General features: G+C 59.8%; 12 protein-coding genes. 7 read left to right on the top strand and 5 right to left on the bottom strand.

The annotated features are described in order from the left end of the window. Nucleotides 1–2: 2 nt before the first annotated feature. The 6 genes from atpG to glmS all read left to right on the top strand — a co-directional run bounded on the left by atpG (nucleotide 3) and on the right by glmS (nucleotide 7089). Nucleotides 3–875 (top strand): F0F1 ATP synthase subunit gamma, encoded by an 873-nt coding sequence (gene atpG / locus VA613_RS14800; RefSeq protein WP_324779787.1) that lies wholly within the window; start codon nucleotides 3–5, stop codon nucleotides 873–875. Nucleotides 876–900: 25 nt separating this feature from the next. After that, nucleotides 901–2280: a F0F1 ATP synthase subunit beta gene (atpD, locus tag VA613_RS14795; protein WP_324779786.1), complete on the top strand. Its 1380-nt coding sequence runs from the start codon at nucleotides 901–903 to the stop codon at nucleotides 2278–2280. Nucleotides 2281–2361: 81 nt separating this feature from the next. Further along, the gene (locus VA613_RS14790; protein WP_324779785.1) at nucleotides 2362–2784 is read left to right on the top strand and encodes a F0F1 ATP synthase subunit epsilon; all 423 of its coding nucleotides are present in this window, start codon (nucleotides 2362–2364) and stop codon (nucleotides 2782–2784) included. Between the two features lie 306 nt (nucleotides 2785–3090). Continuing rightward, nucleotides 3091–3741: an OmpA family protein gene (locus tag VA613_RS14785; protein ID WP_324779784.1), complete on the top strand. Its 651-nt coding sequence runs from the start codon at nucleotides 3091–3093 to the stop codon at nucleotides 3739–3741. A gap of 148 nt (nucleotides 3742–3889) precedes the next feature. Continuing rightward, nucleotides 3890–5257 carry a bifunctional UDP-N-acetylglucosamine diphosphorylase/glucosamine-1-phosphate N-acetyltransferase GlmU gene (glmU, locus tag VA613_RS14780; protein ID WP_324779783.1) on the top strand — a complete coding sequence of 456 codons (1368 nt, stop codon included), beginning with the start codon at nucleotides 3890–3892 and terminating at the stop codon, nucleotides 5255–5257. Nucleotides 5258–5259: 2 nt separating this feature from the next. Beyond that, complete coding sequence (gene glmS, locus VA613_RS14775; protein WP_324779782.1) at nucleotides 5260–7089, top strand: glutamine--fructose-6-phosphate transaminase (isomerizing); 1830 nt, start codon at nucleotides 5260–5262, stop codon at nucleotides 7087–7089. A 151-nt stretch (nucleotides 7090–7240) separates the two neighbouring features. On the opposite strand, the gene VA613_RS15005 is transcribed toward glmS, so the two are convergent. From VA613_RS15005 to VA613_RS14750, 5 genes are all read right to left on the bottom strand, one after another. Beyond that, a complete protein-coding gene (locus VA613_RS15005; protein WP_407702889.1) occupies nucleotides 7241–8167 on the bottom strand; it encodes a TniQ family protein in 927 nt (308 codons plus the stop codon). Between the two features lie 568 nt (nucleotides 8168–8735). Then, nucleotides 8736–10115: a hypothetical protein gene (locus VA613_RS14765; RefSeq protein WP_324779780.1), complete on the bottom strand. Its 1380-nt coding sequence runs from the start codon at nucleotides 10113–10115 to the stop codon at nucleotides 8736–8738. Beyond that, nucleotides 10112–12211, bottom strand: coding sequence for a hypothetical protein (locus VA613_RS14760; protein ID WP_324779779.1), 2100 nt, complete (start codon nucleotides 12209–12211; stop codon nucleotides 10112–10114). The genes VA613_RS14765 and VA613_RS14760 overlap by 4 nt, the downstream gene beginning before the upstream one ends. Next, the gene (locus tag VA613_RS14755) at nucleotides 12208–12987 is read right to left on the bottom strand and encodes a PDDEXK family nuclease (RefSeq protein ID WP_324779778.1); all 780 of its coding nucleotides are present in this window, start codon (nucleotides 12985–12987) and stop codon (nucleotides 12208–12210) included. The genes VA613_RS14760 and VA613_RS14755 overlap by 4 nt, the downstream gene beginning before the upstream one ends. 635 nt (nucleotides 12988–13622) lie before the next feature. Beyond that, nucleotides 13623–14006, bottom strand: coding sequence for a recombinase family protein (locus VA613_RS14750; RefSeq protein WP_324779777.1), 384 nt, complete (start codon nucleotides 14004–14006; stop codon nucleotides 13623–13625). Between the two features lie 558 nt (nucleotides 14007–14564). Here VA613_RS14750 and VA613_RS14745 point away from each other — a divergent pair. Beyond that, nucleotides 14565–16331, top strand: a complete 1767-nt coding sequence (locus VA613_RS14745) for a TnsD family Tn7-like transposition protein (protein WP_324779776.1) — start codon at nucleotides 14565–14567, stop codon at nucleotides 16329–16331. The last annotated feature ends 10 nt before the right edge of the window (nucleotides 16332–16341 follow it).

Raw genomic sequence — 16341 nt, 5'->3', positions numbered from 1 at the left:
TTATGGCAGCCGGAAAAGAGATACGGACCAAGATCAAGAGCGTGGAAAACACGCGCAAGATCACCAAGGCGATGGAGATGGTCGCCGCGTCCAAGATGCGCAAGGCGCAGGACCGCATGAAGGCCGCGCGTCCGTACGCCGAGAAGATCGCCCGCGTGGCAACGCACCTGGCGTATGCCCATACGGAATACAAGCATCCGTTCGTGACGGCGCGTGACAACGTCAAGCGCGTCGGCCTGATCATCGTCAGCTCCGACAAGGGCCTGTGCGGCGGCTTGAACACCAATGCCTTCCGTCTGGCGGTCAACCAGATGAAGCAGTGGGAAGCCGCCGGCGTGCAGATCGACGTCACCGCGATCGGCAACAAGGGTCTCGGGTTCATGCAGCGCCTCGGCGCCAACGTCGTGTCGCAGCTGACGGGCCTGGGCGATACCCCGCACATGGAGAAGCTGATCGGCCCGGTCAAGATCATGCTCGACGCCTACCTCGAAGGGCGCATCGACGCGCTGTATCTCGTATACAGCCGCTTCGTCAACACGATGAAGCAGGAGCCCACGCTGACCCAGCTGTTGCCGCTGGCGAAGATGGAAGATGCCGAAGAGGCGAGCCTCAAGACGCACTGGGACTACATCTACGAGCCGGACGCCAAGCCCGTGGTCGATGCCATGCTGATGCGCTACATCGAATCGCTGGTCTATCAGGGCGTCGCAGAGAATCTGGCATGCGAGCAATCGGCGCGGATGGTCGCGATGAAGGCCGCGTCCGACAATGCCAAGAACGTCATCGGCGAACTGAAACTGGTCTACAACAAGACCCGTCAGGCCGCGATCACGAAGGAACTGTCCGAGATCGTCGCCGGCGCCGCCGCGGTTTAAAGAATTCAACTTTTAGGAAATCAACATGAGCAACGGAAAAATTGTTCAGATCATCGGCGCGGTGGTGGACGTGGAATTCCCGCGCGATGCCATGCCCAAGGTCATGGAAGCGCTGAAGATGCAGTCCCCCGAGCTGACCTTCGAAGTCCAGCAGCAGCTGGGCGACGGCGTGGTCCGCACCATCGCCATGGGTTCGACCGACGGTCTGCGCCGCGGCATGGCCGTGCTGTCCACCGGCAACCCCATCATGGTGCCGGTCGGCCAGAAGACGCTCGGCCGCATCATGAACGTGCTGGGCGAGCCGGTTGACGAAGCCGGCCCGATCGGCGCCGAGACGACCATGCCGATCCACCGCAAGGCCCCGGCGTACGCCGATCAGGCCGCGACGGTCGAGATCCTCGAAACCGGCATCAAGGTCATCGACCTCATCATGCCGATCGCCAAGGGCGGCAAGGTCGGCCTGTTCGGCGGCGCCGGCGTGGGCAAGACCGTGACGCTGATGGAGCTGATCCGCAACATCGCCGTGCAGCACTCCGGCTTCTCGGTGTTCGCCGGTGTCGGCGAGCGCACCCGCGAGGGCAACGACTTCTACCACGAGATGAAGGAAGGCGGCGTGCTGGACAAGGTCGCGCTGGTCTACGGCCAGATGAACGAGCCGCCCGGCAACCGTCTGCGCGTCGCGCTGACCGGCCTGACCATGGCCGAGTTCTTCCGTGACGAGGGCCGCGACGTGCTGCTGTTCGTCGACAACATCTACCGCTACACCCTGGCCGGCACCGAAGTGTCCGCGCTGCTGGGCCGGATGCCGTCCGCGGTGGGCTACCAGCCGACGCTGGCCGACGAGATGGGCCGCCTGCAGGAGCGCATCACGTCGACCAAGACCGGCTCGATCACCTCGTTCCAGGCCGTGTACGTGCCGGCGGACGACCTGACCGACCCGTCGCCGGCGACCACCTTCGCCCACCTCGACGCCACCCTGGTGCTGTCGCGCCAGGTCGCCGAACTGGGCATCTATCCCGCGGTGGACCCGCTCGACTCGACCTCGCGTATCCTCGATCCGCAGGTGGTCGGCGAGGAGCACTACTCGGTCGCTCGCAAGGTTCAGGGCACGCTGCAGAAGTACAAGGAACTGCGCGACATCATCGCCATTCTCGGCATGGACGAACTCTCGCCCGAGGACAAGCTGGCCGTGGCCCGCGCGCGCAAGCTGCAGCGCTTCCTGTCGCAGCCCTTCTTCGTCGCCGAAGTGTTCACCGGCGCCCCGGGCAAGTACGTCTCGCTGAAGGACACGATCGCCGGCTTCAAGGCGATCGTCGAAGGCGAGTACGACCACCTGCCCGAGCAGGCCTTCTACATGGTCGGCGGGATCGAGGAAGCGGTCGAGAAGGCGAAGACGATTCAGTAACGTGCAAGCGGTGAGGGGTGAGGGGTGAGCCGGAAGGCTTGCCGCTCACCGCTCACCGTTCGCCCCACACGAGGTTACACAATGGCCATGACCATCCACGTCGACATCGTCAGCGCAGAGGAGTCGCTCTACTCCGGCACCGCCGAAGTGGTGATCGCTCCCGGCGAGCGCGGCGAACTCGGCATCCATCCGCGTCATACACCGCTGCTGACGACCCTCAAGCCCGGCTCGGTGCGCATCAAGGTGCCGAACCAGGCCGAGGAGGAGCTGGTGTACGTCTCCGGTGGCATCCTCGAAGTGCAGCCGCACCTGGTCACGATCCTCTCGGACTCCGCGATCCGCGGCGCCGACCTCGACGAGGCCAAGGCGCTCGACGCCAAGCGCGCCGCCGAGGAGGCGATGAAGGACAAGGCGGCGAGCCTCGACTACGCGCAGGCGCAGGCCGAACTCGCGCAGGCGGTCGCACAACTCGCGGCGATCAAGAAACTCCGCAAGCTGACCTGATCAGCCAGCCGGATCGGACGAAAGGCAACCTTCGGGTTGCCTTTTTTATTGTGGACGGGGGCCGAAGTGAACGGGTCCCTTACCCGCCGCAAGCCCCGTATTCGTTGGGCGTGAACGTTCACACTGTGCTAACCTTCAAACGGAGCCATTAAAAAATGGGCGCGGTCGCCAGAGGGCGCTCGCGCCGCTCGACAAAGGGAGGATGAACCGGCCCAGGACACGTTGATGGATCGATTTGCTGGCAATACAACAATTCATTCTTATTTCAGTAACTTCGTTGAACCACTACAGCAGGAGCAAAAATACATGCGTGCAAAACCCTTTCTGTACGGCGTGCTGGCCTCGACCCTGATTGCCGGCGGCATTACGACCGCATCGGCCGCGCAGGGTCCTTATTACGATCCGAGCAACGCGGCGAGTTCGACGGGCAAGACCACCGACTACGAGCTGTTCCGCACCATCGGCTGCCCCGGCAAGCAACTGTACGATGTGCCGTGCAAGGTGCCGCCGGCGCCCGCGCCTGCCCCCGAACCTGCGCCTGTCGCCGCCCCGGCGCCCGCGCCCGCCCCTGAGCCTGTCGCCGCGCCCGAGCCGGCGCCCGCGCCTGCACCTGCCCCCCGCAAGCTGGTCCTCGAAGGCGTGAACTTCGACCACGACAAGGCCACCCTGCGCAAGGACGCCCACCCGATCCTCGACAAGATGGCCGCCACCCTGAACGAGTGGGGCGACGTGAAGGTCGAGATTGCCGGCTACACCGACAGCACGGGTGCCGCGAAATACAACCAGAAGCTCTCCGAGCGCCGTGCCAACGCGGTTCGCACCTACCTGATCGAGAAGGGCGTCGCCGCCGATCGCCTGACTGCCAAGGGTTTCGGTGAGACGCACCCGGTCGCCACCAACAAGACCGCCGACGGCCGCTTCCAGAATCGCCGCGTCGAACTGGTCGAGCAGAAGTAAGCGCTGGTCATCAGGCCGGACCACGAAGACGGGGGCCAGCGGCCCCCGTTTTTCATCGCGCCCAGCTCAGGCCTTATACTTGGCGCGCGTCTTGCGTCGTCCAGCGCGATGATGCGACTCCTCTACCCGTGCTATTCGAATCCGCACCATGCTTGAAATTCTCATTCTGGCCGCCGGCAAAGGCACCCGCATGCGCTCCGACCTCCCGAAGGTGCTTCACCGGCTTGCCGGCAAGCCGCTGCTCGGGCACGTCGTCGCCACTGCCCACGCGCTCGGCGCGGCGCGGACCTGCGTGGTCTACGGCTTCGGCGGCGAGGCCGTGCCGCAGGCGATGGCTGACGACAGGCTGACATTTGTGCTTCAGGCCGAACAGCACGGGACCGGCCACGCGGTGAAGCAGGCCCTGCCTTGTCTCGCCGACGACGGTGTCACCCTCGTCCTCTACGGCGACGTGCCGCTCACCAAGGCGGCGACGCTGCGGCCGCTGGTGGCCGCAGCGGAGGCGGGCAAACTCGGCCTGCTCACGGTCCACCTGGCCCATCCGGACGGCTACGGCCGCATCGTCCGCGAGAACGGCCGCGTCACGCGCATCATCGAGCACAAGGACGCCTCGCCCGCCGAACGCGCCATCCAGGAAGCGAACACCGGCATCCTTGCCGTAGCGACGCGCCATCTCAAGCGCTGGATCGGCGAACTGAGGAACGACAACGCACAGGGCGAGTACTACCTGACCGACATCATCGCGCTGGCGGTGCGCGACGGCGTCGAGGTCGAGGCGCACCAGCCGGCGCATGAATGGGAGGTGCTGGGCGTGAACAGCAAGGCCCAGCTCGCGGAACTCGAGCGCATTCACCAGGCTGAGATCGCACGAGCCCTGCTCGATGCCGGCGTGACCCTGATGGACCCGGCACGCCTCGACGTCCGCGGGACGCTGACGTGCGGGCGTGACGTCGCGATCGACGTCAACTGCGTCTTTGAGGGGCAGGTGGAACTTGGCGACGGCGTGTCAGTGGGTGCCCACTGCGTCCTGCGCAACGTCAAGGTCGCGGCGGGCACGCGCATCGACGCCTTCACGCTGATCGACGACGCCGAGATCGGCGAGGCGGGGCGCCTCGGGCCGTTCTCGCGCATCCGTCCCGGGACCCGGCTGGCGCGCGACGTCCACGTCGGCAACTTCGTCGAGATCAAGAACAGCCAGATCGACGATGGCTCCAAGATCAACCACCTCTCCTACGTCGGCGACACGACCATGGGCAAGCGCGTCAACATCGGCGCCGGCACCATCACCTGCAACTACGACGGCGCGAACAAGCACCGCACGGTCATCGAGGACGAGGTGTTCGTCGGCTCGGACACCCAGCTGGTCGCGCCGGTCACCGTGGGCCGGGGCGCGACGCTCGGCGCCGGCACCACGCTGACCCGCGACGCGCCGGCCGGCGAGCTGACCCTGTCGCGCGCGAAGCAGCTCACGATCAACGGCTGGAAGCGGCCGGTCAAACAGAAGAAGGAAGCCTAGGCATGTGCGGCATTGTCGGCGCGGTTGCGCAACGTAACGTCGTTCCCATCCTGCTCGAGGGGCTGCGCCGCCTCGAATACCGCGGCTACGATTCGGCCGGCCTCGTCACGATCGACGGCGGCCTGAAGCGGGTCCGCAGTGTCGGGCGCGTGGCGGCGCTCGCGACCGATTGTGCGGCGCAGCAGGTCCACGGCAACCTCGGCGTCGCGCATACGCGCTGGGCGACGCACGGCGCGCCGTCGGAGGCGAATGCCCATCCGCACGTGAGCGGCGGGCTGGCGGTCGTGCACAACGGCATCATCGAGAACCACGAGGCCCTGCGCAAGCGCCTCCAGGAAGCCGGCTTCACCTTCACCTCCGAAACCGATACCGAGGTGATCGCGCACCTGATCGCGCTTCACTTCCGCCAGAGCAAGGACCTCCTCGGCGCAACGCGCGCTGCGGTGGCCGAGCTCGAGGGCGCCTACGCGATCGGCGTCGTCAGCGAGGAGGCGCCCAACCAGCTGGTCTGCGCGCGCAAGGGCAGCCCGCTGCTGGTCGGCCTCGGCATCGAGGAGAACTTCATCGCCTCCGACGTCTCGGCGCTCCTGCCGGTGACGCAGCGCGTGATGTACCTGGAGGAGGGCGACGTCGCCGACATCGGCCTGCTGAGCGTGACGGTGTACGACGCCGCCGGAAACAAGGTCGACCGCAGCGTGCACGTGTCCGAACTGTCGGCCGACATGGCCGAGCTCGGCCCCTACCGCCACTTCATGCAGAAGGAGATCCACGAGCAGCCGCGCGCGCTCACCGAAACGCTGCTCGCCGCCGTGGCGCAGGATCGGGTGCAGCCGGAATGGTTCGGCTTCGACGCCGCGGCGGTGCTGGGCCAGGTGAAGGCCGTGACCTTCCTCGCCTGCGGCACCAGCTATCACGCGGCCAAGGTGGCGACCTACTGGCTCGAGGAAATCGCCGGCATTCCGGCGGTGGCCGAAATCGCCAGCGAATACCGCTATCGCACCAGCGTCCCCAACCCCGATGCACTGATCGTCACCATCTCGCAGTCGGGTGAGACGGCCGACACCCTTGCTGCACTCAATCACGCCAAGGCGCTCGGCCAGGACAAGACGCTGGCCATCTGCAACGTGGCCGAATCGGCGCTGACGCGCGCGTCGCGGCTGAAGTTCCTGACCCGCGCCGGTCCCGAGATCGGCGTGGCCTCGACCAAGGCCTTCACGACCCAGCTCGCCGGCCTGTTCCTGCTGACGCTGGTGCTGGCGAAGCTGCGCGGCCGCCTCAACGCGGAGCAGGAAACAGCCTATCTCGGCGAGTTGCGCAGCCTCCCCGGCAAGACGCAGCAGATGCTGGCGCTGGAGCCGCAGGTCGAGGCGTGGTCGCAGCGCTTCGCCAACAAGCACCACGCGCTGTTCCTCGGCCGCGGCGTGCACTACCCGATCGCGCTCGAAGGCGCGCTGAAGCTGAAGGAAATCTCCTACATCCACGCGGAGGCCTACCCCGCGGGCGAGCTCAAGCACGGCCCGCTGGCGCTGGTCGACGAGGACATGCCGGTGATCACCATCGCGCCGAACGACCAGCTCATCGAGAAGCTGAAATCAAACCTGCAGGAGGTGCGCGCGCGCGGCGGCGAGCTGTACGTGTTCGCCGATGGCGACGTCACCATCGAGGAAACCCCCTTCGTCCACGTCATCAAGCTGCCGGGCGGCAGCAACGGCGCGCTCTCGCCCATCCTCCACACGGTGCCGCTGCAACTGCTCTCCTACCATGTCGCCCTGCAGAAAGGCACCGACGTCGACAAGCCACGCAACCTCGCGAAATCCGTTACGGTGGAGTGAGGCGCGGCATCTCCAATGGCCCGTGAACAAAACAAATAAAGTCCGTCGGAAAAAATAAAGTCCGTCGGGTGATCACATATATCGCACTAGTGAAGTCGGTAAATCGGGGAGTCAGGCGCCTTGCTGATCAGGAGAAGCAAGGTGGCTTACATCATGGCTCGTCTGCAGGTCTTCTTTTCGCATCGCATTCGAATTCATCGATGCAGGCCTGCCATCTCGTTAACGCTTCATTAGCTGACGGGAAAAGCGTTGCCATAGCTACTGCATGAGCGACAGGCGATGCAGTGGAAAACTGGATATTATCTAGCAGTGAGAAGTGACGTTTAGGAAATTTCCTTTGGATGTTTGGTATAACCCGGCCTAGCCAGTTTGTCGGTACAGAGTCGAAAATAAAATCACTCAATATTCCACCGTTGCCCGCTCGTGCGTTGGTCGATAGACCAAGCTCGCTCATACGGGACGTCAACATGCGAGACGAGAAAATCGTGTTTAACGGGGCGTGCATAGACAGAAAGCCCTCACAGATCCGCATGTAACGTTGAATGACGGGGTGATCTATGAGCGCTTGTTCGTGATCGGTGATGTGAGACGTATTCCCAGCGTCAGGTGTTGGCAGAGCATCACCTCCGCGTGGATCAAGGCTGTAGATGAGGGGGGCTCGGTGAAGGCTGCACCAATCATACCCGGGTAGCTGGTGCTTTCTTTTCCAATATGACCAACCCTTTGCTATTTCTACGGAAGCACACGCTGGGCAAAATCGAAGCGACGGTAAGAGTCTCCTAAAGGCATTTTGTCGTAGGTAGTGGCGATTAGCGGGACTACCGTGTTCATTCTCAGTCCAACGAAATGAGACCGCTCGAAGATACGGGATTAGAGAATGTTGTCGAACAAACTCGGCGACAGGTTGCCGTGCAAAGCGAGCCAGCACCTCCAGCTTGCTTATACCTGGGTCTTCAAGACCGAGGTATTTCGTAAGCATCGCGCCAAGGGAGCGATTCGATGCAGATACATTCAGAAGTTTAATTCGGCCCCAATAGCCCTCAGCAAGCTCATCGTCTTGCGGCTTGGTAAAAATCATCGCGGGCAAATTACTCTCAACTATTTCCATATTTCTATTTCTAGTTTTGAGGGCGTCGTGGCTGAGCACGCGCGCCCGTCACGAAGATGGCAAGGCCGCCATAGAAAATGAGCAACTGCGCGACGGAATTAGGCATGACGGAAGTCTTGCCTATTTACCAGCGGCTCCGTTTGTTTATATTGAGGCGTATTCTCGTCTTGCCCCCATTCTCCTGCGAATCCAGCCACGAATGCTGGTTTCGATAGCTTCATTCGCTTCGTCCAGCCGCTCCAAGCTCCGCTCCCACGTCTCCCGAAGGCGCCGGCTAATGAGCAGGGAAGCAGCAGCGTTAATCGAGCTGTATCGTGCAGCGCTCCTCGGCGCTAGCTGACGAAGTCTTTGGGGATCTGTAACGCAGCGTCGCCTGAACCTACTACCAGGTGCATTGACTGCTCCAGCTGACTGAGCGACCGGCTTGCGGAGCCAGTTCCCTCCATCTATACGATTGACTATGAGAACTACTATTGATGAGATTTTCGTATGTGGGTCCGACGCGCTGCCGGTCTTGGTCTCTAGCATGGGCAGCCCATCAAGCGTCCTGAGTTTCCGGTGGCTTGTCCCCAGTCTTGAACTTCCTGCCTGCACTCTGCAGTGACTGAAGCGTGCGTTTGGGCTTCACGGGTAGTTTCACGACGTGTGCTCGCTTGGGAGGCGTTTCGTCACGCAATTTTTTCTGGATGTTGTCGGCAGCCTTGCGCTCCCCTTCTGTCAAGGAGGCATCTAGAGTGGCTCTAGCGACTATAACGTTGCGCGCATTTCTCAAGTTGTTTTCGTAAGCCTCAATTGCTTGGGTTATCGAACCCCCCGTAAAGGGGCACCTCAGATCATCCCTGAGTTCACCTCCTTGGGCTGCGTACCGAATCAACAGTTCGATGTCTTTTCGCGACTTTGAAAAGGACGCGGATGTATAGGCATCCTGTATATCCTTCCAGCTGACTTTCCCGACTTGTCGATGGCGAGACAGACGGTAGGCAAGAACCAAAAGTTTGACGAGTTCGCGCTTAAGGCCAGCTGAAAGATTCCAAAGTTCAAGAGCGTGGCTGGTGAGTTCAAATTCGAAATAGGCTTTTGCTATTTTCTGGTACTGCTTGAGGATTGCGATCCAGTCTTCGGATGCTGGGGGATCCGGAACCAGAATCGAGATATTGGCCTGCAATCGCTGAGTAATCTCGTGCGGTCGTTTCATAAGGCGCCAGCCTAGGCTGTAGTTACACACGTAGTGCCATGGAATACCAATTTCCATGCACGCCATGAGAACCTTCGATATATGCGTTGAGGCATTATCGGATTGCGTCAAGAACTGAAGCTCATCAACGCCTAGCAGGCAGGTTCCAGTCCTATACAACCAGGCGGCACATTCGTTTGGCATGTCGCTTACGCGCGCCTTGGCTTCGCCCAGAGCAATTTCCGGTTTTGCCAGGGGCTTCATGAATTCGAGCACCGACTGCATTCCCTTGACCCGTAGACTACGGTAAGCGTCCTGAGGGAAGGGCCCATGCGCTTCGCCCAGATCGATGTGGCGCCTTCCCATTAGCAATCGTCTGATCGCTTTTTCCAGTTCTGTTTTTCCCGTCCCGCTGGGGCCGGTGATCACGACGGGGAACTCTGATTCCCGCTCCTCTGGCGGAGAGTAGATCCGTTGCAAGGTGGCTATTCGATTGGGATAGGCGACGAGGCCATATGCGATAGCACGCTCGAGTTCACTGCGGATGATCGCGCGAGATTGGGCTGTGGCGATGAACACCGCTTTCAGGGCTTTGTTTAGGCGGTTACAGGCCACTTCGATAAGGTCAGAATCCAGATCCTCGACGGGCTCCCCGTGAACTTCAGTGCGACGGCGGATTTCTTCGTCGGACAACACCAACTTGTAGGGTTCAATCCATGGGTTTGCGGTCTTAGACATGCTCATGCAGCCTCCTGGCCACGCGTTGCGTTCTTGGCCTCTGCAGCCTCCTGCTTGGCCGCCCGGCTGCCTCGTTTCGCGCGACCCGCCTTGCGGCTGCCAGCATCCCAATCTTTGCCGGTATTGGTCCTGAATGCCTCGTATGTCGCAAGGGCAACGGCTAGTCGATTTTCGCGATGTTCATAGCCAAGTTCATTCAGGTAGGCTTCAAATTCTTCGAGGGCGGCCAAGGACATATGCAGGACCCCATTGGGAACGGGAACAGAGAATGTCAGGTCGACCTCGACCAGTTGGCCGTGCCAATCAAACCAGATGTGGCGAGTGCAGCCCTCGAAGACATAAACCTGTATCGGCATATCTTTCCTTCCCGCTACAGCCTCACAGGCCCCGGATTGGGTAAGAGCCGCGGATTTATAGACCTGACCATGAAGCAGGACACCGGCGTCAGTCAATTTGGCAGGCCGTAGATCAAGAAAATTTCTTACCGCCTGTTCAAACGTAATTTGTTCCGCGTCATTGCGGCCGCGTTCATCCAGCAACACATAAAGTGCATTCGGATTGTTGCCCGTAATCTTGGCAGCCAGGTCGGGTGGAATGCGTGAGCGGACGCTACTCGATGCATTGAACTTGAGTAACGCAAAAATCTCGCGGCGTATCAGCTCGACGGTGCTGAGCTCTGATTGAAAAAAACTGGGAGCTTCCTTGTCGTGCCGATTCTTGGGATGGGAGGATTCCACAACGGCCTTACTTTGGCCGGAATGACTTGGCGCCATGCCGTCAATGACAGGATCAAGCTCGAAATACCGGCCTTGGGCTCCAGGTGTGGCGCCCGCTCCTCGGTCCACAGCTTCGTTGGGGCAGAGCCCTTGGCTTGGCCACTGATCGGGGGTAATCGCGATTCCAAACAGTTTGCAAAAGCGCACTTTTGGGATTGCTTCACAGAACTTGGCAGTGCGATAGGCGGAGGATGTCTCACTTCCCTGGGAAAACCCAATTCCGCTTTTGATCCCGCTGCGGTAATCCCGCCTGGTTACGACATAGAGTGGGGGAAGAGGATGCCCTTCGACGAGACCGCGTGCCAGTTCCTCGACGGCATACGCATCGGCGTCCACGCGTTGCATGAGGTTCATTGTGTGCTCGGTAAAAGCGCCCTTCTCCGGAAGGATCTCGGAGCGAGCTTGCACTTTGCCGATCAGTATCGTAGAGACCGTCTTCTGGCCATACTCCTTGTCCACGTAGTATTCGAATGTCCCACGCTGAGGAAAAGGTTTCCCGTCGGGGTGCCAGATTTCCGTGAACTTGCGGTGGCCATTGTTAACGTCTCGTGCCTTGCAGCCAAAGTCTCGGAGCATGGATCGGACGTAGATTTGGTCCATCGTTACGCCCAAGCCGCACTCTCGCCGGTATCCGGCGAGGATCAATTCCTTCATTTCCGCATCAGTGTTGTAACCGTATTCTTTACCCTTCTTGGATGGATGGCCGCGCTTGGCCGAGCCAGGGTTACTCATCCTGTCCCAGCGGCCAATCTTGTGGATAGGGTAATGCAGGGCGAATCGATTGCGACCAAACAAGATGTAGCACAAGAACCATAAGCGAACCCGCGTCTCATTTTTCTTGAAACCTCGCGCATGTTCATTGATCAACCGCTCAGGGTCGTCGTGATCAAGGATGTCGTTGAGGTTACTTACGAGCGGCAATATGACTGCGAGTTTCTCGTCGATACGATCGCTATGTTTGAGCACCGGCTCCTTCCTGTAGGAATCAACCAGAGCGAGGTTCATCCCCTCCAGCTCCTCGAGCCATGGCGGCAGCGTGCGTTGCCTTTCCGCCTTGATGATTCTCCTGTTGTCGGGATCAACGCCATGCTCAAATGAATCACGGTCCACGAAGACAAATTTCGGAAACGGCTCCGGCGTAACGCTTTTGGTCGGACGTTTCTGAGATTTGTGGGTGACTTGCCTGGGCCCGCGCTCTCGAAACTCGATTAGCAATACGCGCTGTCGGGTACTACTACTGCGTAGGAAGAAATAGGTCACACCTTTTTCGAGATTGCGAAATCCTTCAGGTGCCACGAGCTGGGTCCCCATTGAGATACCACTCATGATTTCGGTCTCCTAAACCATGCGCCGTATTCGTCCAGTACGTCGCGGCTTTCTGGAATCAATGCGTAGTCAATAAAAAAATGCTGAAACAGGTCGATCCGCAACTGTCGCTGCCAGATGGCCTGATACATCACAGTCTTGGCATGGTAGAAGCGCTGCTGATCTGAACCTGTCATGGCCTTGAGAACTTCGAAAGCCGCCTTCCCGGCTTTCATGCCTTGCTGCAGTTCGCCTATGATTTCAAGGCGCTCTGCACTGCTGAACGGCGTCTTGCGTCTCTGGTAGACAATGATTTGCTGGAGATTGGCGACTACGATTTCATTCAGTTCGTTCCCAGCGACCTCGTGAGTTGGAATCCCCGCCTCGTCATAGAGAACACGCTCGACTTCCTGGCGAGCTATCGCCTTCTTTTCCGCTCGCTTCATGTTTGTCTTCGGCGAAACATTGACCGTCGGCTCGGAAAAGCCTTGGCGCGTCGCTTTGACGTTGATGTTCACGCAATACGGTCCCCCGTCGTCCTCGAGGTATGCCAGGAAATCTCCAATCCAAGGAGCAGGGACGTCTTCCGCGGGCTGCCCTTTGTTCTTGCGGATCGTCAGGAAGGGATGACAGGGCAAGTACCCGAGCCGGTCCGCCACCGCCAAAGTACCGCTCATGGCAGGAAGAGCCATGCCGATGGCGCGGCGATGGCTTGCCATCGGGTGTGGAGAAGGCAGGAATGGGAGCATGCGTTGTTCCTGCAATTCCCATAACCAGGGGCAATAGAGCAGGATCATCAGAACCCAAAGCTCGGGATTGGAGAGGACATGTACAGGACGTTGCATGGCCTCCCACCAGACCCTTGAAGGTCTGCTTCGGGAAGGCGCTTCTTCCCGGGTCGCACGAATGGCTGGTTCATAGTTGGCACCCCACTTGGGTGGGTCTTGCCGACGCAGGATTTCCCTAAGCCGGGATTCGGTGAGGCGTAATTCAGGCATTGCTCCCCCTCCGCGGGTCTAACCTCCACTCTTTAACAGAGCGGCCCTTATGGCCGACGCGTGAGAAAGGCACTCGCCGCACCCTCGCGGGTGACAATTGCGGAGGCAATGCGGGACCTTGGTCGGCCAAGCAAAACTTGACAGACGTGGCCGATATGGGAATAGTGGGGACAAGCAGTCCGATTTCCTGCCCGCACAACCCCCAAGATGCCCGGCTAGCCTTTCGCGAGGCTAGCCGGGCATCGTGCTTTCTCACTTATTTCGCATTTGCCGGAGATACTCCGGCGAACTCTCTCCTTCCTGTAGTTGAACAAGCGGGCCGGCCGTCCGGGTCCCGCTCCCACGTCACCTTGCCGTTATCGGCAACGCTGTGCCGATGCGGCACATATTCGACTAGTTCCAACGAAGCCATCAGTCAGGGATGGCCTTGCTGCTTACGAACAAGCTTGTAGAGAGTTGATTGGCTGACCTTGGGCTGCGCCGCGATATCCGCCGGCCGGCTGGAGCGATCCGTCATCAATCTCAGAACCTGCTTCACAGCTTGGAATCAAGGCGGGTTTGTGCCCGTCCTTATTCCCACGCCGACGGGCGACATTCAAACCTTCACGGGTGCGCTCGCTGATCAGGTTGCGTTCAAACTCCGCAAGAGCGCTAAACAGATGGAACGCCAGTTTGCCGGTGACAGTGCCCGCATCGATCGTCTCGTTGAAAGACTCGAAGTAGGCGGCCTGTTCATGTCCGAGGAGCTCGGCCAACCCCTGTTGGCGGGGATTGCTCCGCAAACTCAATTCTCCGGGGAAGACCACAAAGGGGCTCATTCAAATCAGCTGCCGGTAGTTAACACGTGGATAGTAGCGGCCCCCGTGATGTCTGGCAACCCATTGAAAACACGGGAAAAGTACAAATTACTGCAAAAGAAGAGAAAACTACTCGGCGAGGATAGCCATCAATCCTATCCTCGTGGCCCAACGAAAAAAACATCGCTAACCCCGGCTACGTTTCCATCCCCGGCAACGGTCGAGATTCCAAATTACGACCGACCCCAGAAGACAGGAGAGATTACCCCGACGATTGCACAGGCAATCATGCGGCAATGGCAAGACAGGCACCCCGCCGAGTTCGTGCACTGGACTCTGTCTTCGGTGGGCACAGGGGTCGAATGAATCCTGAAATTCACTTTCGATTCGGCGAGGACGCGAGGGGCTGTATGCTCGAGGTTTGTCCCTCTGCCGGCGCTGTGGGCATGGCAAATCGACAAGCATCTGGCGACGAGGCAAAATTTCCAAGATGTTGGGCCGGTCACGATCAGGCGAGGCTCCCATGCCCCGTCGACGTCTGTGGCGAGTCAAGTAGGTGATTGAAGGTGATATGGAGACATGGCGGGAAGCTCTTACGACCTTTTTTCAGAGCGCGCTCCAGTCGAATGGCTGCCAGGCGAGACCTTGTATAGCCTTTGTAGTCGATACCACACTCTTTCCGGTAACCATCTTGCGTCGACAACCTGCAACCAGCTGTTCGGCCATCCTCGGCAGGGCTGCGCTCATGATTTCCCAAGCCGAATCCGCACGTTTGCTGAGCGCACGCGTGGCCAGCTGGGCACGGCAGAGAACATCATTCGTGGCCGTACGTTACTGCCGTTTTACCTTCCCTTTCAGGAGGCCGAGACCGCGCGGGCAGCGGTCGCCACTTTGGCGGGGTCTTCCATCGGTAGCCTCAAATATCAGCTGGGTCTTACGGCCAGCCGTTTCAGGGCAAACCACCCGTTAAAAATCTGTCTCGATTGCTACGAGGAGGACATCCGGCGGTATGGGGTCGCATATTGGCACCTTGAGCATCAATGGCCCGGTGTCGCCCTGTGCACGAAACACCAAAGATTCCTCACGTACTCCAATCTTAAGGCGACGGGAGTGCTTCGCTTTCAATGGGTGTTGCCCCACACGAGCCACCTTGCCAACGCTTCTCGGAGCAACGAATTCACTGGCCCAATTGGGCTGCTGGCGAACGCGGCAATTATGCTTGCCGGCCTTCCTTCATCGACGCATTTCGATCCGACCATGGCGGCAAAGGCGTACCGTAGCGAGCTCAAGAATCGGAATCTTCTCGTAGGAAGATCAGAAAGGCTGAAAGCGGGTGAAGTTGGATGCCAATATCGTGAATTCTTGGCTGCCTTCTCGGGAATCTCTGAATTGCGGGGTTTGCCTTGCACGCCAAAGGCGGCTTACGAAGAAGTCGCGAAACTGATCTCCGGCGTAGGCAGGCAGTTGCATCCCATTCGGCATCTTGCCCTGGTCTGCTGGCTGTTCCGCGATCTCGAAGGGTTCATTGTGCGATATACGCAGGTGAGCAAGGGTCAACAGAAGCCTTCAACAGGCGAAATTCATGCGTCGACGACGAAGCTCGAAAACCCAATGCAGCAGGAATTCAAGCGGCTGTTGATTGAAGGTCAGTCCATTTCAGGGGCTTCCAAAAACCTTGGGGTAGCTATTGCGACGGGTGAGGCATGGGCGGCCAACGCCGGGTTGTCGATAAACAAACGCCCGAAAAGTATTCGGGGAGAGACCAAAAAGAATATGGTTGCCGCCTTGAAGCGAGGAGTCAGCAAGGAGAAGGTGGCCGAAATAGGAGGCGTATCTGTCTCCTCGATCACACGGCTGCTCCGAACGGAGGCTGGGCTGCAATCTGCTTGGCATCGGGCGCTGATGGACGAGAAGCGTAGAGCGGCGCGCATGGCATGGCAAAAGATCGCGAAGAAGAATCCACATGCCGGAATAAAGGCGCTGAGGCTTCTTGAGCCGGCGGCGTATGCGTGGCTTTACAGAAACGATCGCGAATGGCTCAACGAGGAGGTAAGTCGCTTACCGCGAGCCCCCCGCGTCGGCAGAATGTCGGCCGATTGGGTAGCGCGTGACGCGCATTTGGCATCGCAGATCACAGCAGCGGGCTTGCGTATCTCTGAGCGGTTAGGCGGAAAGTCGGTCAAATTGTGGCACCTCTATCAGGAACTGCCTGACCTCAAGCCAAAGCTCGCGAGGCTCGACCGTCTGCCCGCTACCTCCGCCGCGATCCGTCGGGTCCTTGAGGCCTCCGCAGAGACAGCAGAATGCGGTTGCTTTGTCGCGCTGCATTCGAAGTCTCCGCAGTGACACGCCGGTC

This window comes from Thiobacillus sp. SCUT-2 (assembly GCF_035621355.1).
GTDB lineage: Bacteria > Pseudomonadota > Gammaproteobacteria > Burkholderiales > Thiobacillaceae > Thiobacillus > Thiobacillus sedimenti.
This window is presented reverse-complemented; position numbering and strand designations above follow the sequence as displayed.

Excerpts from the sequence above, each read along its gene's own strand:
- VA613_RS14765 (WP_324779780.1), bottom strand. The coding sequence starts at position 10,115 with ATGAGCATGTCTAAGACCGCAAACCCATGGATTGAACCCTACAAGTTG.
- glmS (WP_324779782.1), top strand. The coding sequence starts at position 5,260 with ATGTGCGGCATTGTCGGCGCGGTTGCGCAACGTAACGTCGTTCCCATC.
- atpD (WP_324779786.1), top strand. The coding sequence starts at position 901 with ATGAGCAACGGAAAAATTGTTCAGATCATCGGCGCGGTGGTGGACGTG.
- VA613_RS14755 (WP_324779778.1), bottom strand. The coding sequence starts at position 12,987 with ATGATCCTGCTCTATTGCCCCTGGTTATGGGAATTGCAGGAACAACGC.
- VA613_RS15005 (WP_407702889.1), bottom strand. The coding sequence starts at position 8,167 with ATGATTTTTACCAAGCCGCAAGACGATGAGCTTGCTGAGGGCTATTGG.
- VA613_RS14760 (WP_324779779.1), bottom strand. The coding sequence starts at position 12,211 with ATGAGTGGTATCTCAATGGGGACCCAGCTCGTGGCACCTGAAGGATTT.
- VA613_RS14785 (WP_324779784.1), top strand. The coding sequence starts at position 3,091 with ATGCGTGCAAAACCCTTTCTGTACGGCGTGCTGGCCTCGACCCTGATT.
- VA613_RS14750 (WP_324779777.1), bottom strand. The coding sequence starts at position 14,006 with ATGAGCCCCTTTGTGGTCTTCCCCGGAGAATTGAGTTTGCGGAGCAAT.
- glmU (WP_324779783.1), top strand. The coding sequence starts at position 3,890 with ATGCTTGAAATTCTCATTCTGGCCGCCGGCAAAGGCACCCGCATGCGC.
- atpG (WP_324779787.1), top strand. The coding sequence starts at position 3 with ATGGCAGCCGGAAAAGAGATACGGACCAAGATCAAGAGCGTGGAAAAC.
- VA613_RS14790 (WP_324779785.1), top strand. The coding sequence starts at position 2,362 with ATGGCCATGACCATCCACGTCGACATCGTCAGCGCAGAGGAGTCGCTC.
- VA613_RS14745 (WP_324779776.1), top strand. The coding sequence starts at position 14,565 with ATGGCGGGAAGCTCTTACGACCTTTTTTCAGAGCGCGCTCCAGTCGAA.